Annotated in this window: 17 protein-coding genes and 1 pseudogene; 8 read left to right on the plus strand and 10 right to left on the minus strand. The window is 61.2% G+C overall.

What is annotated here, in order from left to right; genetic code table 11:
• Positions 1-2: 2 nt before the first annotated feature.
• On the plus strand, positions 3-860 hold the full coding sequence (gene purU / locus ACSSU5_RS12390; protein ID WP_264310639.1) for a formyltetrahydrofolate deformylase: 858 nt from the start codon (positions 3-5) through the stop codon (positions 858-860).
• A gap of 207 nt (positions 861-1,067) precedes the next feature.
• Positions 1,068-2,267: a formaldehyde dehydrogenase, glutathione-independent gene (gene fdhA / locus ACSSU5_RS12395; RefSeq protein WP_027594311.1), complete on the plus strand. Its 1,200-nt coding sequence runs from the start codon at positions 1,068-1,070 to the stop codon at positions 2,265-2,267.
• A 512-nt stretch (positions 2,268-2,779) separates the two neighbouring features.
• Here fdhA and ACSSU5_RS12400 read toward each other — a convergent pair.
• A complete protein-coding gene (locus ACSSU5_RS12400) occupies positions 2,780-3,295 on the minus strand; it encodes an RHS repeat-associated core domain-containing protein (RefSeq protein WP_492561246.1) in 516 nt (171 codons plus the stop codon).
• Between the two features lie 298 nt (positions 3,296-3,593).
• Here ACSSU5_RS12400 and ACSSU5_RS12405 point away from each other — a divergent pair, with 298 nt between their 5' ends.
• A complete protein-coding gene (locus ACSSU5_RS12405) occupies positions 3,594-4,169 on the plus strand; it encodes a DUF2780 domain-containing protein (RefSeq protein ID WP_264310638.1) in 576 nt (191 codons plus the stop codon).
• A 447-nt stretch (positions 4,170-4,616) separates the two neighbouring features.
• Here the strand turns inward: ACSSU5_RS12405 and ACSSU5_RS12410 are convergent.
• From ACSSU5_RS12410 to yihG, 4 genes and pseudogenes are all read right to left on the minus strand, one after another.
• Positions 4,617-4,904: pseudogene (locus ACSSU5_RS12410) on the minus strand (RHS repeat-associated core domain-containing protein); the annotation flags it as partial.
• Entirely contained in the window at positions 4,904-5,563 is a 660-nt protein-coding gene (locus ACSSU5_RS12415; protein WP_492561247.1) for an RHS repeat-associated core domain-containing protein, read from the minus strand. The pseudogene ACSSU5_RS12410 and the gene ACSSU5_RS12415, both read right to left, overlap by 1 nt.
• Before the next feature lie 93 nt (positions 5,564-5,656).
• Positions 5,657-7,006, minus strand: a complete 1,350-nt coding sequence (locus ACSSU5_RS12420) for an APC family permease (RefSeq protein WP_492561248.1) — start codon at positions 7,004-7,006, stop codon at positions 5,657-5,659.
• A 246-nt stretch (positions 7,007-7,252) separates the two neighbouring features.
• Positions 7,253-8,140: a 1-acylglycerol-3-phosphate O-acyltransferase, YihG family gene (gene yihG, locus ACSSU5_RS12425; RefSeq protein ID WP_492561249.1), complete on the minus strand. Its 888-nt coding sequence runs from the start codon at positions 8,138-8,140 to the stop codon at positions 7,253-7,255.
• Between the two features lie 182 nt (positions 8,141-8,322).
• Between yihG and rloA2 the strand changes: the two genes are divergently transcribed.
• From rloA2 to creD, 4 genes are all read left to right on the plus strand, one after another.
• A complete protein-coding gene (rloA2, locus tag ACSSU5_RS12430) occupies positions 8,323-8,823 on the plus strand; it encodes a retropepsin-like aspartic peptidase RloA2 (RefSeq protein WP_264310634.1) in 501 nt (166 codons plus the stop codon).
• A 193-nt stretch (positions 8,824-9,016) separates the two neighbouring features.
• The gene (gene creB / locus ACSSU5_RS12435) at positions 9,017-9,697 is read left to right on the plus strand and encodes a two-component system response regulator CreB (RefSeq protein WP_264310633.1); all 681 of its coding nucleotides are present in this window, start codon (positions 9,017-9,019) and stop codon (positions 9,695-9,697) included.
• Positions 9,697-11,130, plus strand: a complete 1,434-nt coding sequence (gene creC, locus ACSSU5_RS12440) for a two-component system sensor histidine kinase CreC (protein WP_264310632.1) — start codon at positions 9,697-9,699, stop codon at positions 11,128-11,130. Before creB ends, creC begins: the two co-directional genes overlap by 1 nt.
• An 80-nt stretch (positions 11,131-11,210) precedes the next feature.
• Positions 11,211-12,539 (plus strand): cell envelope integrity protein CreD, encoded by a 1,329-nt coding sequence (gene creD / locus ACSSU5_RS12445; RefSeq protein ID WP_492561250.1) that lies wholly within the window; start codon positions 11,211-11,213, stop codon positions 12,537-12,539.
• Between the two features lie 175 nt (positions 12,540-12,714).
• Here creD and ACSSU5_RS12450 read toward each other — a convergent pair whose 3' ends face one another.
• From ACSSU5_RS12450 to aceE, 5 genes are all read right to left on the minus strand, one after another.
• Positions 12,715-13,338 carry a glutathione S-transferase gene (locus ACSSU5_RS12450; RefSeq protein WP_492561251.1) on the minus strand — a complete coding sequence of 208 codons (624 nt, stop codon included), beginning with the start codon at positions 13,336-13,338 and terminating at the stop codon, positions 12,715-12,717.
• Positions 13,339-13,341: 3 nt separating this feature from the next.
• Positions 13,342-14,010, minus strand: coding sequence for a peptide-methionine (S)-S-oxide reductase MsrA (gene msrA, locus ACSSU5_RS12455; RefSeq protein WP_492561252.1), 669 nt, complete (start codon positions 14,008-14,010; stop codon positions 13,342-13,344).
• Between the two features lie 167 nt (positions 14,011-14,177).
• Positions 14,178-16,868 carry a putative bifunctional diguanylate cyclase/phosphodiesterase gene (locus tag ACSSU5_RS12460; RefSeq protein ID WP_264310628.1) on the minus strand — a complete coding sequence of 897 codons (2,691 nt, stop codon included), beginning with the start codon at positions 16,866-16,868 and terminating at the stop codon, positions 14,178-14,180.
• A gap of 284 nt (positions 16,869-17,152) precedes the next feature.
• Positions 17,153-18,778, minus strand: a complete 1,626-nt coding sequence (aceF, locus tag ACSSU5_RS12465; protein ID WP_264310627.1) for a dihydrolipoyllysine-residue acetyltransferase — start codon at positions 18,776-18,778, stop codon at positions 17,153-17,155.
• Positions 18,779-18,791: 13 nt separating this feature from the next.
• Positions 18,792-21,437: a pyruvate dehydrogenase (acetyl-transferring), homodimeric type gene (aceE, locus tag ACSSU5_RS12470; protein ID WP_033703119.1), complete on the minus strand. Its 2,646-nt coding sequence runs from the start codon at positions 21,435-21,437 to the stop codon at positions 18,792-18,794.
• 384 nt (positions 21,438-21,821) lie between these two features.
• On the opposite strand from aceE, the gene glnE reads away from it, so the two are divergent.
• Positions 21,822-24,755, plus strand: coding sequence for a bifunctional [glutamate--ammonia ligase]-adenylyl-L-tyrosine phosphorylase/[glutamate--ammonia-ligase] adenylyltransferase (gene glnE / locus ACSSU5_RS12475; protein WP_492561253.1), 2,934 nt, complete (start codon positions 21,822-21,824; stop codon positions 24,753-24,755).
• Positions 24,756-24,891 lie beyond the last annotated feature (136 nt).

Consider the following 24,891-nt stretch of genomic DNA (forward strand, 5'->3'; position numbering starts at 1 on the left):
ACATGAGTCGGGCACCGGATACCTGGATTCTCACCGCCGACTGCCCGAGCATGCTCGGTACCGTCGACGTGGTGACGCGTTACCTCTTCGAGCAGCGCTGCTACGTGACGGAGCACCACTCCTTCGATGACCGGCAGTCGGGGCGCTTCTTCATTCGCGTCGAGTTCCGCCAGCCGGACGATTTTGATGAGGTCGGCTTTCGTGCCGGCCTCGCCGAACGCAGTGATGCGTTTGGCATGGCTTTCGAGCTGACCGCGCCGAATCATCGCCCCAAGGTAGTGATCATGGTGTCCAAGGCCGACCACTGCCTGAACGACCTGCTGTATCGCCAGCGCATCGGGCAACTGAGCATGGACGTGGTTGCGGTGGTGTCCAACCACCCAGACCTCGAACCCTTGGCGCACTGGCACAAGATTCCCTACTACCATTTTGCCCTCGACCCCAACGACAAGGCCGGGCAAGAGCGTAAGGTGCTGCAAGTGATCGAGGAGACTGGCGCTGAACTGGTCATCCTTGCCCGTTACATGCAGGTGTTGTCGCCCGAGTTGTGCCGGCGCCTGGACGGTTGGGCGATCAATATTCACCACTCGCTGTTGCCGGGGTTCAAGGGCGCCAAGCCTTACCACCAGGCGTACAACAAGGGCGTGAAGATGGTTGGCGCTACGGCGCACTACATCAACAACGACCTGGATGAAGGGCCGATCATTGCCCAGGGGGTCGAGGTGGTGGATCACAGCCATTATCCCGAGGACCTGATTGCCAAGGGGCGGGATATCGAGTGCCTGACCTTGGCGCGGGCGGTGGGGTATCACATTGAGCGGCGGGTGTTCCTGAACGCCAACAGGACTGTCGTTCTCTGACAGTCTGTTCCGGCCTCTTCGCGGGCTTGCCCGCGAATGGCCCAACACATTTTTCCCTGCCGTAAAAAGGCATCTTTCTGTCGTTTCCAGTCACTGCCCCCCGCCCCATCAGGCCCACAATTCCCTGCATTCCAGTAACACATGCCGCCCATGGATGGCGGCGCTTCAACCAATGCTGCATACATAATAATCAAGCGAGGTAAGAGCATGTCTGGCAATCGTGGAGTGGTATATCTCGGCGCCGGCAAGGTCGAGGTGCAGAAGATCGACTACCCGAAAATGCAGGACCCGCGCGGCAAGAAGATCGAACACGGCGTCATTCTCAAGGTGGTCTCCACCAACATCTGCGGCTCCGACCAGCACATGGTCCGCGGCCGCACCACTGCCCAGGTCGGCCTGGTTCTGGGCCACGAAATCACCGGTGAAATCGTCGAGTTGGGACGTGATGTCGAACGCCTGAAAAAAGGCGACCTGGTGTCGGTACCGTTCAACGTTGCCTGCGGCCGCTGCCGCTCGTGCAAAGAGATGCACACCGGTGTCTGCCTCACCGTCAACCCGGCCCGCGCTGGCGGTGCCTACGGTTACGTCGACATGGGCGACTGGACCGGTGGCCAGGCCGAATATGTGCTGGTGCCGTACGCTGACTTCAACCTGCTGAAACTGCCGGATCGCGACAAGGCCATGGAGAAGATCCGTGACCTGACCTGCCTGTCCGACATTCTGCCGACTGGCTACCACGGCGCCGTGACTGCGGGCGTTGGCCCAGGCAGCACCGTTTACGTCGCGGGTGCTGGCCCGGTTGGTCTGGCCGCTGCTGCCTCGGCGCGTCTGCTGGGCGCCGCCTGCGTGATCGTGGGTGACCTCAACCAGGCCCGCCTGGCACACGCCAAGTCCCAGGGCTTCGAAGTAGTGGACCTGTCCAAGGACACCCCGCTGCACGAGCAGATCATCGACATCCTCGGCGAGCCAGAAGTGGATTGCGCGGTGGATGCTGTCGGTTTCGAGGCCCGCGGCCACGGCCACGAAGGCGCCAAGCATGAAGCCCCGGCCACCGTGCTGAACTCGCTGATGCAGGTTACCCGCGTCGCCGGCAGTATCGGTATCCCGGGCCTGTACGTGACTGAAGACCCGGGCGCCTCCGACGCCGCCGCCAAGATCGGCGCGTTGAGCATCCGCTTCGGCCTGGGCTGGGCGAAGTCGCACAGCTTCCACACCGGCCAGACCCCGACCATGAAGTACAACCGCCAGCTGATGCAGGCGATCATGTGGGATCGGATCAACATCGCTGAAGTGGTGGGCGTGCAGGTGATCAACCTGGATCAGGCGCCGGAAGGGTATGGCGAGTTTGATGCAGGGGTGCCGAAGAAGTTTGTGATCGACCCGCACAAGATGTGGGGTGCTGCGTAAGCATCGTTGAGTAAGAAGAGCCCCTCCTGTCGAGGGGCTTTTCATTTAGGTGCGGTTCTGCGCCAGTTGCATGCCTCAGCCTCGCTTGAGCCGAGTATGAAGACAAGTCGCAAGAGTTCGTGCGGCAGTTGGGGCGTCGCCGCACGTCGCTGTTTTCTAGCTTTCTGCGGTTCTGATCCGTGCGAGCGAGGTTTTGATCTGATCAATTTTCCCGAGGGCATTATCTTCCAGTTCTTTGTGGTGTTTGTATTGTGCTCTAAATTCGTTCTCAGTTTTTTTGTGTAATTTTTTTGTACTAGGCATTTGGAAGAGTTTTTTCGTCTTCTTATGTTCGTTGAAGGCGGCCTGGAGGTATGCTGATTTTTCATTTTTGTGGAATTCAAATATTTTTGTTTGCGAGACTAGATCCTCGCGGAGGAAAGCTTTAGCAGTAGAAAGCTCGCTGGGGTGCTCGGAGAGTACCTTCGCATAGCTGGGAGGCGAGGTGATATAGTCATAATGACCTTGTTCGCCTACATTTTTTTTGTTGGCGTGGGGAAGATGTTTTTTAGAGACTTGTAAAGGGTGGTTGCTCTAGAACGACCTGATGGGTCGAGGAAGTTTATCGGGTCTCCCGAGCAGTAGGCGTAAGCGTTAAGTCCACCAGCGCCGAAAGGGCTGATTTCATCGGGAGAGTAAAAGCGCATGGTCTCTGGTTTGAATAACCTATGACCGTTACCGAGCATGTAACCTTCTAAGAAATTCTCGATTGGTTTCCCGTTAAAACCTGTCGTTGTGAATGCTGTGTGAAAATAGGGTTCGTATCCGTATGGAGAGTAGGCGCGTGCTTCTTGTTTTTCGGCGCTTTTTGTAATCAGTATGGAGTTGCTTTGATTGCCTGCTGTAAGCGCTTGTCCATGGGTTGTGCTCCGCTCGGAAAGCAACTTGGCCATGTGGCGAAAAAGTATTAGACTTTCCTCATTGGTTATAATGGTGCTAAGTTCGCCATTTTGATAGAGAAATTTTCTAGTGCTGGGTCTGGTAAGCATGCGAATACTTCCAATGGTGAGATACATGGCCGATTAATTGGCAGGACTTCTGCTGGATGAGGTGAACGTCTCAAGCATGACTGCCGAAGAATCGACTAGCAACTGGTAAAAATACTAGGGATTTGAAATGCTCCAATTGGTATATGTGCTTTCTTAAGTACCTCCACCGCAGCCTGCCGTCGCGCAGCGCTTATCGATGACCGGCGACATGCGCTTGTGATCGGCTCGGAACAAAGGTTGGTTTTTTTAGTCAAACCATTCGTTTCCGCAGCCATCCCGGCCCACGAGGTCCCTCTCAATGAAAGCATTCACCCTTGCAACCCTGATGACCCTGGCCGCAAGCCCGGTGTTCGCCTTCAACCTCAGCGATGCCGCCAATGCCGTGTCTGCCATGCAAAACCAGAAACAACAGGGCCAGGTGCAGGCGCCTGAGGCGCAGGCCAATTTGCTCAACACGTTGGGCAGTGAACTGAAGATCACCCCGGAACAGGCCGTGGGCGGGGCGGGGGCGATGTTGGGCTTGGCGCGTAATAACCTGAGTTCTGACGACTATGGCCAGCTGACCAAAGCCGTGCCTGGGCTGGACCTGCTGTCGGGTGCCAACGCACTCGGCGGGTTGAGCGGGCTGGGCGATTTGCTGGGCAAGAACAGCGAAAGCCAGTCGGCGCTGAGCAATGCCCTGGGCAACAACGTCGAGAACCGCAACGACCTGGACACTGCGTTCAAGGCGCTGGGGATGGACACCGGGATGATCGGCCAGTTTGCCCCTCTGATTCTGCAGTACCTGGGCCAGCAGGGCATCGCCGGGTCGTTGCTGCAGAACCTGGGGAGCCTGTGGACCACGCCGGCGCCAGTGAATACGCCATCGGTTTGATTGGGCTGGACATGGGGTTGGTCAGGAGTGGAACCACCTGACCATCGCCACGTTCAATCGATCTTGCTGTTTTGGCACTTCACTACGGATGCTGGCGAGATTCGCAAGGTAATTGGCACGCATTTTCGGTTCATGCACGTATGTCAGAAACGCTGGAGCATCTGCAAGGGACCGCTTCGCCCCCGCCAGTTCTTTGGCCAGAGTTACGACCTCACTCAATGGCACGCTTGGATTTCTCCGGTCTTCAAACGGCATTCGACCACCGTTTGCCAGTGGGTTTCTATTGGCGCGTGGCTGCTGAATTTGCGGTGGAGGAGTGAGCGGATCGCTGCGTCCGGTCTGCAAGCCCTGCCTGTTGAGGGAGCGATTGAGATGCTGGGCCGTTTGGGGGGGAGGAACATCGGGCGTCAGTATGGCGGCGTGGCGGCGTAATCGATTGACAACAGCATGCCCATCTGGATCTACATTGTTAATGGAGTCTCCTGCGCAATAGCCATAGGCATTCAGCCCCCCCTTGCCGAACGGGCTCCAGCTGTCAGGCGCAAGGAATCGCATGATTATCGGGTTGTACGGACGATAGCCATTGCCAAGCAGGTACGTTCCAGAGTGCCTTTCTAGCAGTTCGCCATTGAAGCCGAGCAGTTGCTGATTTGAAAGGCTATAGTGAAAATGCCCATAAGGTGTATAAGCGCGAAGCGACGCACGACTCATCAGATATTCCTCATGCTTGACCATTAGACTCGATAGCTTCTGAGTGTGGAGTTAAGGTTTTTCAACCGATCTTGCGCGTCGTCAAGCCATGTGGCGAGTGCCTCCAGCGAAGTCTGGTATCTTTTCTCACTGATGCCAAAACTTTTCGCGAGGTCAGGCGTCGATGGCTCCATGAGAAAATTGAAGTCTTCTGTTTTTCGTTTTACGCGCTGAGTGAACTTGTGAATGTAAACTTGTAATGACTGTTTTTCTTCAATAAGCCTGCCTGTCTGTACGTCGTGTTCGCCCGGATAGATACGGCCAGTTATCTTTCTGTTAAATGTCACTTTCTTTTTTGGCGCTCGTATCAACCGGGTAGTTGAGGATTGGGCCGACTGGCTATGTTCAACCCAGAACTTCCGTAGCTGAGCAAATGTTCGCGCATGACCTGTGTCATCCCAGAAATTGATCGGATCACAGTTGCAGTATGCGTAAGTGTTATATCCGCCCTGCCCAAAGGGGCTGAGGTTATCGGGCTTATGGAAGCGCATCAGGGTTGGACTGTAGCTACGGTAACCTTGTCCTAATGGGTAGATGCTGGTGAGCGGATCGTTCTTTTCGCCATTGAAGCCAAGCAGGGTGGCCAACCAAGCTTGACTGTCGATGTATCCGTATGGGGTGTAGGCCAGGGCGGCTGTTCTCAATGGCGGGTACCTCGCAAAAGACGGTGTTACGTAAGTCTTTGTCTTCGCGAGGCCACGCACAACTGGCAGAATTGTCAGTACTTGCGGCGGACCTCAGCCCGCCTCGGAGAAGTCCGTCAGTAGAACCGGACGACGGAAGCCGGCAGTCAGAACGGCAAGATACGCCAGCCCCAGCGCAAACCAGCACAACCCAATCACCAACGTCAGCGCCGACAGGCTGGTCCACAGCCACAGTGTCAGCCCCAACCCCACCAGCGGCACCACGCCATAACTCAACAACCCCTTGGCATTACGCTGGCTGGCATCGTCCATCAGGTGGGTCTTCACCACTGCCAGGTTCACCGCCGAGAACGCCACCAGCGCGCCGAAACTGATCAGCGAAGCGAGGGTGGACAGGTCGATCACCAGCGCCAGCAGCGAGAACGCCGACACCAGCAAAATGGCGAACACCGGCGTACCAAAGCGCGGTGACAGGTAAGCGAAGCTACGGCGTGGTAGCACGTTGTCACGGCCCATGGTGAACAGAATGCGCGACACCGCCGCCTGCGAGGCCAGTGCTGAACCCAGGCTGCCGGCAACGAACGCTGCGGTGAAGAAGTTGGCCAGGAATTGCCCGCCTGCCTTGAACATCACCTCGTTGGCTGCCGCATCGGCATTGGCAAAGGTGCTGCCTGGCAGCACCAGCTGGCTGACGTAGGCCAGCGCGGTGAACAGCACTCCGGCAAACAGCGTGGTGAGGATGATTGCCCGTGGCACATCGCGGCGGGCATCGCGGCATTCCTCGGCCAGGGTCGAGACGGCATCGAAGCCAAGGAAGGACAGGCACAGCACTGCAGCACCCGCCATCAGCGGGCCGAAGCCAGGTTGGGAGCCGTCACCCATCAGCGGCGAGAGCAGGTCTACCGGTTGGCCGGCCAGGGTCTGGCAGGACAACGCCACGAACACACCGATGAACACGATCTGCGCGCCGACGATCAGGTTGCTGGTCTTAGCCACCGAGTTGATGCCGACCACGTTGAGCACGGTCACCAGGGCGATGGAGGCGAGCACGAAGGCCCAGGCGGGCACCGCTGGGAAGGCGATGTTGAGAAACAGGCCGATCAGCAGGTAGTTGATCATTGGCAGGAACAAGTAATCGAGCAGCAGCGACCAGCCCGCCAGGAAACCAACGTTCTGGCAAAAGGCCATGTTGGTATAGGAATACGCCGAACCCGCGACCGGGAAGCGTTTGACCATGAAGCTGTAGGACGCGGCGGTGAACAACATGGCCACCAGGGTGACCAGGTAGGCGCCTGCGGTGCGGCCACCGGTGAGTTCGGTGACGATGCCGTAAGTGGTGAAGATGGTCAGCGGGACCATGTACACCAGGCCGAAGAACACCAGGGCGGGCAGGCCCAGGACGCGACGAAGTTGGGCGGGGTTGGAGCTGGTTTGGTTGGCCATCGATCGATCCAGGCAATTTTTTGTAATTGTGCTTTGGTCGATTTTTATCCACTTAGGTGGAAGGTGACAAAGAAGTAATCCTTATGCTGATTATTAGCGTCGGTTTTAATCGGATTTGTGCTGTGCATGTGCGGGCCTCTTCGCGGGCAAGCCCGCTCCCACAGTTATCTCACTGCACTCGAAAAGTGTGGACATCCTGTGGGAGCGGGCTTGCCCGCGAAGAGGCCGGAACAGGCGATAGAGATCTCATCTCATTTCAGCCCGCAACTGCTCGATCCGCTGATCCTTCTCCAACCACAGCTGGTTCACCCAAGCCTGCACGGTCTGCCGGAAGGCCGGGTCATTCTCGTAATCCCCCTCCCACAATGCCGGGTCCAGCTCACGCACCTGAATGTCGATAATCACCCGACTGATGCTGCCATTGAGCAAGTCCCAGAACCCAGGCGCCTGGTTGCCGGGGTAGACGATGGTCACGTCCAACAGCGCATCCAGCTGCTCACCCAACGCCGCCAGCACAAAGGCGACGCCGCCGGCTTTGGGCTTCAGCAGGTAGCGGTAAGGCGACTGCTGCTCCTGGCGCTTGGCCTCAGTGAAGCGTGTACCTTCAAGGTAATTGACCACAGTCACCGGCTGGCGCTTGAACAGCTCACAGGCGGCCTTGGTGATTTCCAGGTCCTTGCCCTTGAGCTCGGGGTGCTTGTCCAGAAACGCCTTGCTGTAGCGCTTCATGAACGGGTAATCCAGCCCCCACCAGGCCAGGCCCAGCAGCGGCACCCAGATCAGCTCCTTCTTGAGGAAGAACTTGAAGAACGGCGTGCGGCGGTTGAGGCTTTCGATCAGCGCGGGGATGTCGACCCAGGTCTGGTGGTTGCTCACGGCCAGGTACGAGGTGTCCTTGTGCAGGCGCTCGACGCCGCGGATGTCCCACTGGGTGGGGATGCACAGGGCGAAGATCGCCTTGTCGATCTCCGACCAGGTTTCGGCAAACCACATCACCGCAGCGGAGGCGTAGTCACGGCCACGGCCTGGCAGCACCAGTTTGAGCAGGGCGAAGACCATCAGCGGGCAGATCATCACCACAGTGTTGAGCAGCAGCAGCAGGGTTGTGAGAATGCCGGTCAGCAGGCGACGCATAAAAAAACTCTTGTTGTCAGATAAAAACGGCCGGCAATGATAAGCAGCGATGCGGCCCACGCCAAATGTCCAATGCCCAGCGGCGAGGACAAATGTTTCACATTGTGTTGATTACCGTGTGACGACGAACCTATTCAACTCGTGCAGTCTAAGCACTGTCTGCAATCAAGGAAGCGTAACCCGTGAAATCACTGCTTGCCCTGTTGTCGCTGTTCGCCTTGCCGGTCATGGCCGCCGAGCCGACGATTTATGGCCGTTACGAAAACATTAGCCTGCCGGAAATTGGCGAGACCCTGAAGGCCAAGATGGACACCGGTGCCTTTACCGCATCGCTGTCGGCCAAGGACATCGAGCTGTTCACCCGCGATGGCGATGAGTGGGTGCGCTTCCGCCTGGCGACCAAAGAGTCCGACGGCAAGGTCTACGAGCACAAGGTGTCGCGCATCAGCAAAATCAAAGGCCGTGCCGACGAAGAGGAAGAGGGCGATGCGCCGGAAATCTCCAAGCGCCCGGTGGTGGACCTTGAGCTGTGCCTGGGTGACGTGAAGCGCACTGTAGAAGTGAACCTGGTGGACCGCAGCAGCTTCAACTACCCGCTGTTGATCGGCTCCAAGGCACTGCGTGAATTCAAGGCGGCGGTCAACCCGGCCAAGAAGTTCACCGCTGGTAAGCCAGACTGCTGACCTGGAACCTGACTGGCCCCTTGTAGGTGCGGCCTTGCCGGGGCGCCGGACCGGTCGGAAAGGGCCGCAAAGCGGCCCCACGATTTCAGCGTTGCTGCAGATTTTGCCGGGGCCGCTCTGCGGCCCTTTCGCGACACAAGGCCGCTCCTACACAATAGTGCGTCGCCATCGATCTCTGCACAGGCCGCGCACCATGCCCCATATCCTCATCGTCGAAGACGAAGCCGCCATTGCCGACACCTTGGTCTACGCCCTGCAGGCCGATGGCCACAGCACCGAATGGGTGACCCTGGGCAGCGCCGCCCTCGACCAGCAGCGCCAGCGCCCGGCCGACCTGATCATCCTCGACATCGGCCTGCCCGATATCAGTGGTTTCGAAACCTGCCGCCAACTGCGCCGCTTCAGCGAAGTGCCGGTGATGTTCCTCAGCGCCCGTGATGGCGAAATTGACCGGGTGGTGGGCCTGGAGATCGGTGCCGACGACTACGTGGTCAAACCCTTCAGCCCGCGCGAGGTGGCTGCACGGGTGCGGGCGATCCTCAAACGCATGGCGCCACGTGTTGAGCCCGCCGCAGCGGCAATGCTGTTCCAACTCGACACCCTGCGCATGCAGATCAGCTACCGTAACCAGCCGCTGAGCCTGACCCGCCATGAATTTCGTCTGCTGCAATGCCTGCTGGAACAGCCCCAGCGGGTCTTCAGCCGCGAGCAGTTGCTTGATGCCTTAGGCGTGGCCTCGGACGTGGGCTACGAGCGCACCATCGACAGCCACATCAAGAGCCTGCGCGCCAAGTTGCGCCTGATCGCCAGCGAGGCAGAGCCGATCCAGACCCACCGCGGCCTCGGCTACAGCTACAGCCCGGATCACGCCTGATGCGCCTGGGCATCCGCATCTTCCTGGTGTACTTCCTGTTCGTCGGGCTGGCGGGGTATTTTCTGCTCAACACGGTGCGCGAACAGATCCGCCCGGTGGTGCGCCAATCGTCCGAAGAAACCCTGGTAGACACCGCCAACCTGCTGGCAGAAATCCTGCACGATGACGTCAAGGCCGGCACCCTCGGGCAAAGCCGTTTGCCTGAAGTGCTCAAGGCTTATGGCTCGCGTAGCCCGGGCGCGCAGATCTGGGGCTTGGCGAAAAACCAGGTCAGCCACCGCATCTACGTGACCGACGCCAAAGGCATAGTCCTGCTCGACTCCAGCGGTGAGGGCCTGGGCAAGGATTACTCGAAGTGGAATGACGTTTACCTCACCCTGCGCGGCGAGTACGGCGCCCGCTCCACGCGCAGTGTCGCCGATGACGAAAGCACCTCGGTGATGCACGTGGCCGCGCCGATCATCGATGACGGCCAGATCATCGGCGTGGTTACCGTGGCCAAGCCCAACAGTTCGCTGCAACCCTACATCGACCGCTCCGAGCAGCGTTTGCTCACGTTGGGCCTGGGCTTGATTGGCCTGGGCTTGTTGATTGGCGCAGCGCTGTCGTGGTGGCTGGCGCGTTCGCTGCGCAGGCTGGCCCGTTACGCTCAGGCGGTCAGCGAAGGTGAGCGGGCGGCATTGCCGCATTACAAGGGCGGTGAGCTGGCGCACCTGGCCAATGCAGTGGAGCGCATGCGCACGCAACTGGAAGGCAAGGCCTACGTCGAGCGCTACGTGCACACCTTGACCCACGAGCTGAAAAGCCCGCTGGCGGCCATTCGCGGGGCCTCCGAGCTGCTGCAGGGCGACATGCCGGCCGAGCAGCGGGCGCGTTTTACCAGCAACATCGAGCGCGAGAGCGAGCGCTTGCAGCAGATGATCGAGCGCCTGCTCAACCTGGCCCGGGTCGAGCAGATGCAGGCGCTGGAAGATGAGCAGCAAGTGGCGTTGGCGGCGCTGGTCGACGAGTTGTTGCTGGCCCATGCGGCACGCATCGAAGGGGCGGGCCTGCAAGTGCGACAGCGGGTGCCGGCAGGGCTGCGGTTGTTGTGCGACCCGTTCCTGATGCGCCAGGCATTGGCCAACCTGCTCGACAATGCGCTGGACTTTACTCCGGCCGGTGGCGCGCTGTTGTTCGAGCTGGAGCGCGATGGTGGGCGGGTGGCTTTGAGCCTGTTCAACCAGGGGCAGGCGATACCGGCGTATGCCATCGGGCGGGTGAGTGAGCGGTTTTACTCGCTGCCGCGGCCGGGGAGTGGGCGCAAGAGTACTGGGCTGGGGCTGAATTTTGTGGCCGAGGTGATGCAACTGCATGGCGGTTCGCTGGCAGTGGATAACGTCGATGGCGGGGTGCGGGTACGGTTGTGGCTGCCGGTGCGGCGTATCAGCTGAAAAACACTCAATCTCCACACAGTCTCCCCAAGGCCTCCACGCAAGGCGCAGACACTGCGCCCACTGCCAAAGGAGGCCCCATGAACAAGACCCTTGGATTCAAGCTCGGCATGATTGCCTTGCTGATGTTGTTGTTGCTGATCCCCCTGCTGATGATCAATGGGCTCATCGACGAGCGCCAGAACCTGCGTGACAGCGTGGTGCGGGACATCGCCCAGAGCGCCAGTTTCGAGCAGCAGCTCAGTGGGCCATTGCTGGTGGTGCCCTATCGCAAGTACCAGCGCCGCTGGATCGACAAGGACGGCGAGCGTACCCAGGAGACCAGCACAATTGCCGGCCATCTGTACTTCCTGCCGGAAACCTTCGACGCCGACCTGGGTGTCGATACCGAGCTACGATCTCGCGGCATTTACCAGGCCAGGCTGTTTCACGCCAAAGGCCGTATCAGTGGCCGTTTCAAACTCCCTGAGCGTTGGGGTATCGACAAGGATTACGAAGACTACCGGTTCGACACGCCCTTTCTGGTAGTGGGTATCAGCGACATTCGCGGCATCGAGAATGGCCTGGAGCTGATGCTCGACGAACGTAAGTTGCCGTTCGAAGCCGGGACCGGGCTCGACTGGATGCGCGGTGGCGTGCATGCCAGCCTGCCAGGGCTGGATGGTTTGCAGGCGCGTGCGTTCAGCTACGGCTTCGACCTGGCGCTGCAAGGCACTGGCCAGTTGCATGTATTGCCGGTTGGCCGTACCAGCAGTGTCGATCTGCGCGCCAACTGGCCGCACCCAAGCTTTATCGGCAGCTACCTGCCCAGCCGCCGCGACATCGATGCCCAAGGCTTCACTGCGCACTGGCAGACGTCGTTCTTCGCCACCAACCTTGAAGATGCCCTGCGCCAGTGCGCCACTGCCGGGCAATGCGAGGACTTCAGCGGTCGCACCTTCGGCGTCAGTTTTGTCGATCCGGTGGACCAGTACCTGAAGAGCGAACGGGCGATCAAGTATGCCTTGCTGTTCATTGCCCTGACCTTTGCCGGGTTCTTCCTGTTCGAGGTGCTGAAGAACCTGAGTGTGCACCCGGTGCAGTACATCCTGGTCGGTGTGGCGCTGGCGTTTTTCTATCTGCTGTTGCTGTCGTTGTCCGAGCACATTGGCTTCGGCCCGGCATACGGGCTATCGGCTTCGGCGTGTGTGCTGCTGATCGGCTTCTACCTCAGCCATGTGTTGCACAGCCTGGGGCGTGGGGTTGGGTTTGCGGCGGGGCTGGCAGCGTTGTACGCGATGCTTTATGGGCTGCTCAGTGCAGAAGACTATGCACTGTTGATGGGGTCGTTGCTGTGCTTTGGTTTGCTGGGTGTATTCATGGTGCTGACCCGGCGGCTGGATTGGGCGCGGGTGGGGAGGGCGGCATGAGGGAGGACAGAGAGATCGGGCGGTGGTTGGCCCGCAGGATTGGGCAGTTGTTTCCTGTGATACCGAGGTGGGGCCTGGGGCTGCTGTGCAGCCCATTCGCGGGGCAAGCCCGCTCCCACAGTGCCGGCGGCGCTGCATGGTTTGTGGGAGCGGGCTTGCCCCGCGAAGAGGCCGGTCAGGCCACTGGAGCTGTAGCCACCATCGACGGCCGCTTGATCACCTCGGCATACCAGGCCGCCAACCCAGGTTGGCGCTCACGCCAGCCAAACTCAGGCTGACGCAAATCCAGGTACCCCAGCGCGCACGCCACGCCAATCGCCGCCAGATCAAAGCCCGAGATCAGCTCCGCCAGGTGCTCCTGCTCCAGGTTGGCCAGGCTGCGGCGGATCTTGTCACCTTGCGCCTCAAGCCAACCTTGCCAGCGCTTGTCTTCAGGCCGCAGGAAGCTCTCATAGCGGCTCAACACTGCCGCATCCATGATTGCATCGGCCTGCGACGCCAAGGTCATGCGCCGCCAGCGCGCCGAGCCTTCACGCGGCAGCAATGGCAGGCCGACGTGTTGCAGGTCGAGGTATTCGCAGATCACCCGGCTGTCGTGCAGCACCGTGCCGTCGTCCAGGCGCAGGGCCGGGATCTTGCCGATCGGGTTGTCCTGGTTGAGCTGCTCATCGCCGCTCACCGGGCTGATGTTCACCGGCTGCAGGGTGACGCGGTCAAGCTGGCCGGTCTCGTGCAGCATCACCATGACCTTGCGCACGAAGGGCGACAGCGGCGAGTGGAACAGGGTCATCGTGGCCATGGTTCAGTTGCCCTGCAGGCTGGGTGGCAGGCATACACCGGTACCGCCGATACCGCAGTAGCCGTCCGGGTTCTTGGCCAGGTACTGCTGGTGGTAGGCCTCGGCGAAGTAAACGGTTGGTGCCTGGTCGATCTCGGTGGTAATCGTGCCGAAACCGGCCTTGTTCAGTTCGGCCTGGAAGGCATCGCGGCTGGCCTTGGCTTGTTCAAGCTGCTCGGGGCTGGTGCAGTAGATGGCCGAGCGGTACTGGGTGCCGACGTCGTTGCCCTGGCGCATGCCCTGGGTCGGGTTGTGCAGTTCCCAGAACATCGCCAGCAGCTCGCGGTAGCTGACCTTGTCTTTGTCGAACACGACCAGCACCACTTCGGTGTGGCCGGTCAGGCCCGAGCAGACTTCTTCGTAAGTGGGGTTGGGGGTGGAGCCGCCGGCATAGCCGACCACGGTGCTGACCACGCCCTCACGCTGCCAGAAACGGCGCTCGGCGCCCCAGAAGCAACCCAGGCCGAAGATGGCGAAGTCGATGGCACCTTCGAAGAACGGGCCGAGCAGGGGCGTGTCTTTGAAGACGTAGTGAAATTCAGGCAGGGACATTGGCGTTTCGCGGCCAGGCAGGGCCTGTTCCGCGGTTGGCAGGACGTTTTTGTTCACCAGGATTTCCGAACGCAGGACCATGGCCGTTCCTCTGTATGTCAGGTAGATAGGTGCTGGCCTCTTCGCGGGGCAAGCCCGCTCCCACAGGATTACCGTTCTGGCTGAATGCATGGACGGACTTGTGGGAGCGGGCTTGCCCCGCGAAGGGGCACGAATGGTCTCTATAGTGCCCGAGCTTTAGGCTGCTGTCAGGCCATTGGACCGCGCGGATAACGCTTCAATCGTTCGGCCAGCTCACGCCCGGGAATCGGCCGATCAAACAGATACCCCTGGCCCACATCGCACCGGTGCCTGCGCAGAAACGCCAGCTGCGCCGGGGTCTCGATCCCTTCAGCCACAACCTTGAGCTTGAGGTTGTGGGCCATGGCCACCACCGCCGAGGTGATTTCCATGTCGTCCTGGTTGTCCGGGATTTCGTTGATGAAGCTGCGGTCGATCTTGATGATGTCGATCGGAAACTTCTTCAGGTAGCTCAACGACGAATAGCCCGTGCCGAAATCGTCCATCGCCAGGGTCAGGCCCAGGGCCTTGAGTTCGTCGAGTTGGCGGTGGGTGTCTTCGGTCGCTTCCAGCAGCAGGCCTTCGGTCAGCTCCAGTTCCAGCAGGTGCGGCGGCAGCGCCTCTTCCTTGAGGATCGAGCTGATCGAGGCCACAAGGTCTGGGTCGGAAAACTGCTTGGGCGACAGGTTGATGGCCACGTGCAGGTTGCCCATGCCGGCCTCGCGCAACTGCTGGCTCATGCGGCACGACTGGCGCACCACCCACTTGCCGATGGGGATGATCAGGCCGGTTTCCTCGGCCACGCTGATGAACTGGTCCGGGCGGATCATGCCGCGCTCGGGGTGGTTCCAGCGCAGCAGCGCTTCCAGCCCCAGCAGGCGGCCGCTGCGCAGGCACAGCTTGGGCTGGTAGAACACCTCCAACTCGTTCTGGGTCAGGGCGCGGCGCAGGTTGTTTTCAACGAACAGCTTGTAACTGGCTTCGGCATTGAGCACTTCGGTAAACACCTGCACCTGGTGCTTGCCGTTGGCCTTGGCCTTGTGCAGGGCAAGGCCTGCGTTTTTCATCAGGCTCGCCGGGTCGATGCCGTGCAGCGGCGCGCAGGCAAGGCCCACCGAGGCGGTGACGTTGATCAGCTGGTTGTCGACGAACATCGGTTTGTCGAGGGTGCGCAGCAATTGCAAGGCGACGCCCTGGCCGTCTTCCAGGCGGGTATCGTCGAGCAGCACGGCAAACTCGTTGCTGGCAAAACGCGCCAGGATGCCACCGGCGCTCAGGCTGTTGCGCAGGCGGCGGGCCAGGCTCACCAGCAGCTTGTCGCCGGTCTGGTGGCCGAGGCTGTCGTTGATGCGTTTGAAATTGTCGATGTCCACCAGCAGCAGGCACATCGAGTTTTCGTCGTTGCGGGCAAAGCGTTCGTCGAGGCTGCGGATGAACGCCGGGCGGTTGCCCAGGTTGGTCAGGTTGTCGGTGTAGGCCAGGCGCTCGATACGCTGCTGGGCCAGCTTGGTCTGGGTGACATCCTCGTAGATACCGATGTAGTGGGTCAGCTCACGGTTATCGCCGTACACCTTGGAAATCGACAGCTGGCCCCAGTAAGGCTCGAGGTTTTTGCGTCGGCTCTTGAATTCGCCCTGCCAGCTGTTGCCCATGGCCAGGCTGGAAGGCGAATCGAACAGCAGCTCGCTGAGGTTTTCCAGCGCCGGCAGTTCGGCCAGTTGGCGGCCTTGGACTTCGTCGGTGCTGTACTGGGTGATCGCCGTAAAGCTTGGGTTGACGTATTCCACCACGCCATCGCGGTTGACCAGCAGGAAGGCACTGGCACTCTGTTCTACCGCGCGCTGGAACAGGTGCAGGGCGCTGGCCGCGGTGCGCCGGTTGTGGTTGGTGATGACCTGGGCGAACTGGTCGGCCAGCTCACCGGCAAACGCGATTTCGTCGGACTGCCAGGCCCGCGGCTGGCCGCTCTGTTCCAGGCACAACACGCCGATGACCTGGCCATCGACACGCACGCTGGCATCGAGCATGGCTTTGTTGTCGGGCCGCAGGCTTTGGGTCAGGGCGCGGGTGCGCGGGTCGTGGCTGGCGTTATGCGCGTCGATGGCGCGGCTGGCGTGCAGGGCGTCGAGGTAATCGGGAAAGCGGCTGGCATCGATGGCTTCGGGCAGGCGGTGTTCCTGTTCGTGCCGGTACCAGGCGCTGATCGGCTCCAGGCGCTGGTCTTCCAGGTGCCAGATGCTGGCGCTGTCGACCTTGTAGATTTCGCAGGCGCTCTGGGTAATCAGTTCGGCGGCTTCGAGCAGCGAGTTCTCCGCGCTGTAGCGCTGGCGGGCCAGGCGCAGGATCAGGTCTTGCTGGCCACGCACCCGCTCCAGGTGTTCAAGTTGTTCTTGCTGGGCACGCTGGTTGAGCTTCAGGGCCAGTTGCAGGCGGCTGTTGCGTGATTCCAGGTCGCTGGCATCTGCGTCGCTAGCGTCTTCGGGCGGGTCGTCGAGCACGCTCAGGTAGCCGCGCAGCAGTTGGCGATTGTGTTGCCTGTAGGCTTCCCCGGCCTCCAGCAGGCGTAGCGAAGCGCCAGGGGCATGCAAGGTGTAGCGCACCCGGTAATAGCCGCGCCGGGCCAGCTGCGACTGGATTTCATCGTGCAGCCTGTAACGGGCTTCGGGCTCCATCAGGCTGGCATAGGGTGAATCGATCAGCGCGCAGAGTTCGCCTGCCTGCAGGCCGAACTGGCGCTCGCAGGCAGGGTCCAGGTAGAGCATTGCCCACGTGGCTTCGTTGAGCCTTTCGAAGCGCAGCATGCCGAGCCGCGAGGGCACGGGTAGCTGCGTGACGACCTCGGCCGCCACACGGCTGGCGGCATCGGGTTGGCTTTTCATCGAAGACTCGCTTGAAGAGGGTGACACGGCCTGGTCGGCGGTGTATCTGGCAAGGTTGCATCATGTCCCGAGGGCTGGCAAGCGGCCATGTGTGATGCTGTGTACGGGTTATCGGCGGGTGGGCGGGAAATCTTAGATCGCCTTGATATTTTCGGCGCTCGATCTCACAGGCGCCAAAACCGTATCGGCGAACAAAAAAAAGCCCCGCCAAATGGCGGGGTTGAGGTACGAGCGTGGCAGCTCGAAAAGGGTACTGCCCCTCTTGCGAGGGGCAGCGTGCCGCCTTACAGCAGCAGGGTGCGGATATCCGCCAGCACGTCGCCCAGGCGCTTGGTGAAGCGCGCGGCGGCAGCGCCGTTGATCACACGGTGATCGTAGGACAGCGACAGCGGCAGCATCAGCTTCGGCTGGAAGGCCTTGCCATCCCAGACCGGCTGCATGGTTGCCTTCGAAACGCCGAGGATCGCCACTTCAGGCGCGTTGACGATCGGCGTGAAGCCGGTGCCGCCAATGTGACCGAGGCTGGAGATGGTGAAGCAGGCGCCTTGCATGTCGTCGGCCGACAGCTTTTTGGTGCGCGCCTTCTCGGCCAGTGCAGCGGCTTCGGCAGCCAGTTGCAGCAGGCTCTTCTGGTCGACGTTCTTGATCACAGGGACCAGCAGGCCATCCGGGGTGTCCACGGCAAAGCCGATGTTCACGTACTTCTTGCGGATGATGGCCTTGCCGCTTGGCGCCAGCGAGCTGTTGAAGTCAGGCATTTCCTTGAGCAGGAAGGCGCTGGCCTTGAGCAGCAGCGGCAGCACGGTCAGCTTGACGCCAGCCTTCTCGGCCACGGCTTTCTGCGCTACGCGGAAGGCCTCCAGCTCGGTGATGTCGGCGTTGTCGAACTGGGTTACGTGCGGCACGTTCAGCCAGCTGCGGTGCAGGTTGGCGGCACCGACCTGCATCAGGCGGGTCAGGGCCACTTCTTCCACTTCACCGAACTTGCTGAAGTCCACGGCAGGGATTGGCGGAATGCCAGCGCCGCCGGTTGCGCCAGCGGCTGCTGGCGCGCCCGATGCCTTCTGCATCATGGCCTTGACGTAAACCTGCACGTCTTCTTTCAGGATGCGGCCGTGCGGGCCGGTGGCCGCGACAGCGCCCAGCTCGACACCGAATTCACGGGCCAGCTGACGAACGGCTGGGCCTGCGTGAACCTTGGCGTTGTTGCCGGCAGCCGGTGCGGTAGCGACCGGAGCAGGGGCAGCAGCTGGGGCGGCAGCGGCAGGCGCGGCAGCTTCAGCCTTGGCCGGTGCAGCAGCGGCAGGAGCCGGAGCGGCAGCCGGAGCGGCGCCAGCCACTTTCAGCTTGAAGATCAGGTCGCCAGTGCCGACTTCATCTTCCAGCTTGCACAGGACTTCTTCGACCACGCCAGCAGCAGGCGATGGAATCTCCATGGAGGCCTTGTCGGACTCCAGGGTGATCAGCGACTGGTCGGCTTCGACGGTGTCGCCGACCTTGACCAGCACTTCGATGATCTTAGCCTTGCCCGACGAGCCGATGTCTGGCACGTGGATGTCCTGCACGCTGGCGGCAGCAGGGGCTGCAGCCGGCGCAGGGGCCGCTTCGGCAGCTGGCTTTTCAGCGGCAGCCGGAGCAGCGGCAGGGGCGGCCGGAGCCTCAGGCGCCGCAGCGGCGCCCTCGACTTCCAGCACCAGCAGCTCGTCGCCTTCTTTCAGGCGATCGCCCAGCTTGACCTTCAGTTCCTTGACGATGCCGGCCTTGGGGGCCGGGATCTCCATGGAGGCCTTGTCGGACTCCAGGGTCAGCAGGCTCTGGTCAGCCTCGATACGGTCACCGACCTTGACGAACAGCTCGATGATTTCACCTTCACCGCTGCCGATGTCAGGTACGCGAATGAGTTCGCTCACTTAAAAATACTCCTCAGCAGTCCAGTGGGTTGCGCTTGTCCGGATCGATGCCGAACTTGACGATAGCGTCAGCCACCACTTTCGGTTCGATCTCGCCACGGTCAGCCAAGGCTTCCAGGGCAGCCAGCACCACGAAGTGACGGTCGACTTCGAAGAAGTGACGCAGCTTCTTGCGGCTGTCGCTGCGACCGTAACCATCGGTACCCAGGACTTTGAACTCTTTGCTCGGCACCCACTGGCGAATCTGTTCGGCGAACAGCTTCATGTAGTCGGTGGAAGCGATTACCGGGCCTTTGCGACCGTTCAGGCACTCTTCGACGTAAGTCAGCTGAGGCTTCTGGCCAGGCTTGAGGCGGTTGGCGCGTTCCACGGCCAGGCCGTCGCGGCGCAGTTCGTTGAAGCTGGTGACGCTCCACACGTCGGCACCGACGTTGAACTCTTCACGCAGGATCTTCGCCGCTTCGCGGACTTCGCGCAGGATGGTGCCGGAGCCCATCAGCTGAACGTGGTGCGCGGCTTCGCGGGTGTCTTCTTCGAGCAGGTACATGCCCTTGATGATGCCTTCCTCGACACCGGCCGGCATGGCTGGCTGCTGGTAGGATTCGTTCATCACGGTGATGTAGTAGAAGATGTCCTGTTGCTCTTCGGTCATCTTCTTCATGCCGTCCTGGATGATCACCGCCAGCTCGTAGCCGTAGGTTGGATCATAGGTACGGCAGTTCGGGATGGTGCCCGCCATCATGTGGCTGTGACCGTCTTCGTGCTGCAGGCCTTCACCGTTGAGGGTGGTACGGCCGGCGGTACCGCCGATCAGGAAGCCACGGGTGCGGCTGTCGCCAGCGGCCCAGGCCAGGTCGCCGATACGCTGGAAGCCGAACATCGAGTAGAAGATGTAGAACGGCAGCATCGGCTGGTTGTGGCAGCTGTACGAGGTACCGGCAGCGATGAACGACGACATGGCGCCGGCTTCGTTGATGCCTTCCTCGAGGATCTGGCCCTTCTTGTCTTCGCGGTAGAACATCACCTGGTCTTTATCGACTGGCTCGTAGAGCTGGCCGACCGACGAGTAGATGCCCAACTGGCGGAACATGCCTTCCATACCGAAGGTACGGGCTTCGTCCGGGATGATCGGGACGATGCGCTGGCCGATTTCCTTGTCCTTGACCAGCTGCGCCAGGATGCGCACGAAGGCCATGGTGGTGGAGATTTCGCGGTCGCCCGAGCCGTCCAGGATCGCTTTCAGCGTTTCCAGGGATGGGGTCGGCACGCTGAAGCTCTTGGCACGGCGCTGCGGCACGAAGCCACCCAGGGCTGCGCGGCGCTCGGCCAGGTACTTGGCTTCGGCAGAACCTTCTTCTGGCTTGAAGAACGGCAGGTTCTCGAGGTCGGCATCCTTGACCGGGATGTCGAAGCGGTCACGGAAGTGACGCAGGCTGTCGACGTCGACCTTCTTGGTGTTGTGCGCGGTGTTCTTGGCTTCGCCTGCACCGGTGCCGTAACCCTTGATGGTCTTGGCCAGGATGACAGTCGGCTGCTCTTTGTGGTTCACCGCCTGGTGATAAGCCGCGTAGACCTTGTACGGGTCGTGGCCGCCACGGTTGAGCTTCCAGATCTCTTCGTCGGACAGGTCTTCGACCATGGCCTTGAGCTCTGGGGTGTTGAAGAAGTTCTCACGCACGTACGCGCCGTCTTTGGCTTTGTAGTTCTGGTACTCGCCGTCGATGACTTCGTCCATGCGGCGCTGCAGGGCACCGTTGGTGTCCTTGGCCAGCAGTGGGTCCCAGAAACGGCCCCAGACGACTTTGTTGACGTTCCAGCCACCGCCACGGAACACGCCTTCGAGTTCCTGGATGATCTTGCCGTTGCCGCGAACCGGGCCGTCGAGGCGCTGCAGGTTGCAGTTGATGACGAAGATCAGGTTGTCCAGCTTCTCGCGGCCGGCCAGGGCGATTGCACCCAGGGATTCCGGCTCGTCGCACTCGCCGTCGCCCATGAAGCACCAGACCTTCTGCTTGCCGGCCGGGATGAAGCCACGGGCTTCGAGGTACTTCATGAAGCGCGCCTGGTAGATCGCCTGGATCGGGCCCAGACCCATCGAAACGGTCGGGAACTGCCAGAAGTCAGGCATCAGCCATGGGTGTGGGTACGAAGACAGGCCTTTGCCGTCGACTTCCTGACGGAAGTTGTTCATCTGGTCTTCGCTGATGCGGCCTTCCATGAAGGCACGGGCGTAGACGCCTGGCGAAGCGTGGCCCTGGAAGAACACCAGGTCGCCGCCGTGTTCTTCGGTCGGGGCCTGGAAGAAGTAGTTGAAGCCGATGTCGTACAGGGTGGCGCTGGAGGCGAAGCTGGAGATGTGGCCGCCCAGGTCCGAATCCTTCAGGTTGGTGCGCATGACCATGGCCAGGGCGTTCCAACGCACCAACGAGCGAATGCGGCGTTCCATGAACAGGTCGCCAGGCATGCGTGCTTCGTGGGTGACAGGGATGGTGTTGCGGTATGGCGTGGTGATCGCATACGGCAGCTGGGAGCCACTACGGGTGGCCAGCTCGCCCATACGGGTCATCAGGTAATGAGCGCGGTCTTCGCCTTCTTTGTCGAGGACCGACTCCAGGGCATCCAGCCATTCCTGGGTTTCGATTGGATCGAGGTCTTGCATGGCTTGCTCCAGGGCGGAAAGGCAACCAGAATCGATTTGCCTGAGTTTGCGACTGGCCTTATGGGCAGACGTCGTGAATTCTTGGATTACCGGAGTGTGATCCGGCGCCGTGTAGTTTTACTACAAATGCATTCGTATTTCATGCTTTTAGACAGCCGGGGTAGTAGTAAAACTACACAAATGCGGCTTTTGGTCGCACCCCGGCTTGTGGGGAAAAACGTTCATGTTGGTTGGCGGTGTGTCGCGAACGGGTGATTCTTGATGTTTTTTGCCAGTGATTCGTTTTTTTTAGCTATTTCCAACTTTTGTATGACAGTCCAACCGTGGTCCGCCTTCCATTTGGCCGCCTCTACCCCTCTCTTTCACGCCGATCAAGGATAGTCCATGCGCCTGCCTTTGCCGCTCGATCTGCCCGCCACCCTGCAACCGCTGGTCGCTCGTAATCAGCAGTGCCTCAGCGATGCCGTGGCTGGCCACCCCGAACTTGACCTGAACGCCTGGAGCCCGGCCCATCGGCAACAGTTCGATCAGGTTGCCGCCGCCAGCGACTTCGTCCTCGGCCAGGCCCAGCGCGAACCGGCCATGCTGTTCGCGCTGATGGCCAGTGGTGAGCTGGAGCGCCGCTATGCACCCGGTGAGTTGCGCGGGCAGATCGCCGCCGTGGCCCAGGCAGCGCAGAGCGAGGACGAGTTGGCGCGTAACCTGCGCCGCGAGCGCAATCGCCAGCAGGTGCGCATCATCTGGCGCGACATCACCCGCCAGGCCGAACTGGGCGAAACCTGCCGCGACCTGTCCGACCTTGCCGACGCCGCCATAGATGAAGCCTACCAATGGCTGTACCCGCGTCATTGCCAGCAATTCGGCACGCCCGTCGGCCACCGCAGCGGCCAGCCGCAGCACATGGTGGTGCTGGGCATGGGCAAGCTGGGCGCCGTGGAGCTGAACCTGTCGTCGGACATCGACCTGATCTTCGCCTTCCCCGAGGGCGGCGAGACCGAAGGGGTCAAGCGCTCGCTGGACAACCAGGAATTCTTCACCCGCCTGGGCCAGCGCCTGATCAAGGCCCTGGACCCGGTCACCGTCGACGGTTTCGTGTTCCGCGTCGACATGCGCTTGCGCCCCTACGGTTCGGCAGGTTCCCTGGTGCTGAGCTTCAATGCCCTGGAGCAGTACTACCAGGACCAGGGCCGCGATTGGGAGCGCTACGCCATGATCAAGGCCCGGGTGGTGGCCGGTGACCAGGCGGCAGGGGCCCAGTTGCAACAGATGCTGCGCCCGTTCGTGTATCGCCGTTACCTGGACTTCTCGGCCATCGAAGCCCTGCGCACCATGAAGCAGCTGATTCAGCAGGAAGTGCGGCGCAAGGGCATGTCCGAAAACATCAAGCTGGGCGCCGGCGGCATCCGCGAGGTGGAGTTCATTGCCCAGGCCTTCCAGCTGATCCACGGCGGACGTGACCTGAGCCTGCAGCAACGGCCTTTGCTCAAGGTGCTGGCGACCCTCGAAGGCCAAGGTTACCTGCCGCCCGCGGTGGTGGCCGAGCTGCGCGAAGGCTACGAGTTCCTGCGGTATACCGAGCACGCCATCCAGGCCATCGCCGACCGCCAGACCCAGATGCTGCCGGACAACGAAACCGACCAGGCGCGTGTGGCCTACATCCTGGGCTTTGCCGACTGGCAGGGCTTCCATGACCAGTTGATGTACTGGCGTGGCCGGGTTGACTGGCACTTCCGCCAGGTCATCGCCGACCCAGATGAAGAAGACGGCGAGGGCGAACTGGTGGTCGGTGGCGAATGGTCGCCGCTGTGGGAACAGGCGCAGGATGAAGACGCCGCCTGCAGGCAGCTTGAAGAAGCCGGTTTCAAACAACCCGCCGATGCCCTGCGTCGCCTTGCCGGGTTGCGTGGCAGCCCGCAGTTGCGCTCGATGCAGCGCATTGGCCGCGAGCGCCTGGATGCCTTCATCCCTCGGTTGCTGGCCCAGGCCGTGGAACATGAAAACCCTGACCTGGTGCTTGAACGTGTGCTGCCACTGGTCGAGGCCGTTGCGCGGCGTTCGGCCTACCTGGTGCTGCTCACCGAAAACCCGGGCGCCTTGCGCCGCCTGCTGACGCTGTGCGCGGCCAGCCCCTGGATTGCCGAGCAGATTGCCCGCTACCCGTTGCTGCTCGACGAACTGCTCAACGAAGGCCGGCTGTTCAGCCCGCCACTGGCGCCGGAGCTGGCCAGCGAGTTGCGTGAGCGTTTGACGCGCATCCCCGAGGACGACCTTGAGCAACAGATGGAGGCGCTGCGCCACTTCAAGCTGGCCCACAGCCTGCGCGTGGCCGCCTCGGAAATCAGCGGCAACCTGCCATTGATGAAAGTCAGCGATTACCTGACCTGGCTGGCCGAAGCCATCCTCGACCAGGTGCTGGCGCTGGCCTGGCGCCAGACCGTGGCTCGCCATGGCCAGCCCAAGCGCAGTGACGGCAGCCTGTGCGACCCGGGCTTCATCATCATTGGCTACGGCAAGGTCGGTGGCCTGGAGCTGGGCCATGGCTCGGACCTGGACCTGGTGTTCATCCATGACGGTGACCCGCAGGCCGAAACCGATGGCGACAAGCCCATCGACAGCGCGCAGTTCTTCACTCGCCTAGGCCAGCGCATCATCCACCTGCTGACCACCCAGACCAACTCCGGGCAGCTGTATGACGTGGACATGCGCCTGCGCCCGTCTGGCGCTTCGGGCCTGCTGGTGAGCTCGCTCGGTGCCTTCGAGCGCTATCAGCAGAACGAGGCCTGGACCTGGGAGCACCAGGCCCTGGTGCGGGCCCGCGTGCTGGTCGGCTGCAAGCAGGTGGGCGCGGCGTTCGAAGGTGTGCGCGCCAAGGTCCTGGGCCAGGCCCGTGACCTTGAGAAGTTGCGCACCGAAGTCAGTGAGATGCGCGCCAAGATGCGTGGCAATCTCGGCACCAAGGCCACTGCCGCCGGCACTGCGGCCAATGCGTTCGAAGCGGGTGTACCGTTCGATATCAAGCAGGATGCCGGCGGTATCGTCGATATCGAATTTATGGTGCAATACGCGGCTTTGGCCTGGTCCCACGACCATCCGGCCATACTCCGATGGACCGATAACATCCGCATTCTGGAAGAGCTGGAGCAGGCGGGTTTGATGCCGGCCAGTGACGCGGTGCTGTTGCGTGAAGTGTACAAGGCGTTCCGCTCTGCCTCGCACCGCCAGGCCCTGCAGAAGCAGGCCGGGGTGATCGATGCGGCGCAGTTTGCCGATGAACGCCGTGAGGTGCGGCGGATCTGGGGTGAGCTCGGTTTGACTTGAGAGGGCTGGGGCCGCGTGGCGGCCCTTCGCGGCACAGGGCCGCTCCCACAGGTACCGCGCTGGCTCCCGGTGTTACACTGTCCGCCACATAGCCTGAATATAAAGAGGGGAGGCCAGGCTGTACTGCAGTCTGCAG

The organism is Pseudomonas sp. E1MeOHC2 (assembly GCF_058745025.1).

What these genes read in the sequence shown, in the direction of transcription:
- purU (WP_264310639.1), top strand. Translation starts at nt 3, where the DNA reads ATGAGTCGGGCACCGGATACCTGGATTCTCACCGCCGACTGCCCGAGC.
- fdhA (WP_027594311.1), top strand. Translation starts at nt 1,068, where the DNA reads ATGTCTGGCAATCGTGGAGTGGTATATCTCGGCGCCGGCAAGGTCGAG.
- ACSSU5_RS12400 (WP_492561246.1), bottom strand. Translation starts at nt 3,295, where the DNA reads ATGCTTACCAGACCCAGCACTAGAAAATTTCTCTATCAAAATGGCGAA.
- ACSSU5_RS12405 (WP_264310638.1), top strand. Translation starts at nt 3,594, where the DNA reads ATGAAAGCATTCACCCTTGCAACCCTGATGACCCTGGCCGCAAGCCCG.
- ACSSU5_RS12420 (WP_492561248.1), bottom strand. Translation starts at nt 7,006, where the DNA reads ATGGCCAACCAAACCAGCTCCAACCCCGCCCAACTTCGTCGCGTCCTG.
- yihG (WP_492561249.1), bottom strand. Translation starts at nt 8,140, where the DNA reads ATGCGTCGCCTGCTGACCGGCATTCTCACAACCCTGCTGCTGCTGCTC.
- creB (WP_264310633.1), top strand. Translation starts at nt 9,017, where the DNA reads ATGCCCCATATCCTCATCGTCGAAGACGAAGCCGCCATTGCCGACACC.
- creC (WP_264310632.1), top strand. Translation starts at nt 9,697, where the DNA reads ATGCGCCTGGGCATCCGCATCTTCCTGGTGTACTTCCTGTTCGTCGGG.
- creD (WP_492561250.1), top strand. Translation starts at nt 11,211, where the DNA reads ATGAACAAGACCCTTGGATTCAAGCTCGGCATGATTGCCTTGCTGATG.
- ACSSU5_RS12450 (WP_492561251.1), bottom strand. Translation starts at nt 13,338, where the DNA reads ATGGCCACGATGACCCTGTTCCACTCGCCGCTGTCGCCCTTCGTGCGC.
- msrA (WP_492561252.1), bottom strand. Translation starts at nt 14,010, where the DNA reads ATGGTCCTGCGTTCGGAAATCCTGGTGAACAAAAACGTCCTGCCAACC.
- ACSSU5_RS12460 (WP_264310628.1), bottom strand. Translation starts at nt 16,868, where the DNA reads ATGAAAAGCCAACCCGATGCCGCCAGCCGTGTGGCGGCCGAGGTCGTC.
- aceE (WP_033703119.1), bottom strand. Translation starts at nt 21,437, where the DNA reads ATGCAAGACCTCGATCCAATCGAAACCCAGGAATGGCTGGATGCCCTG.
- glnE (WP_492561253.1), top strand. Translation starts at nt 21,822, where the DNA reads ATGCGCCTGCCTTTGCCGCTCGATCTGCCCGCCACCCTGCAACCGCTG.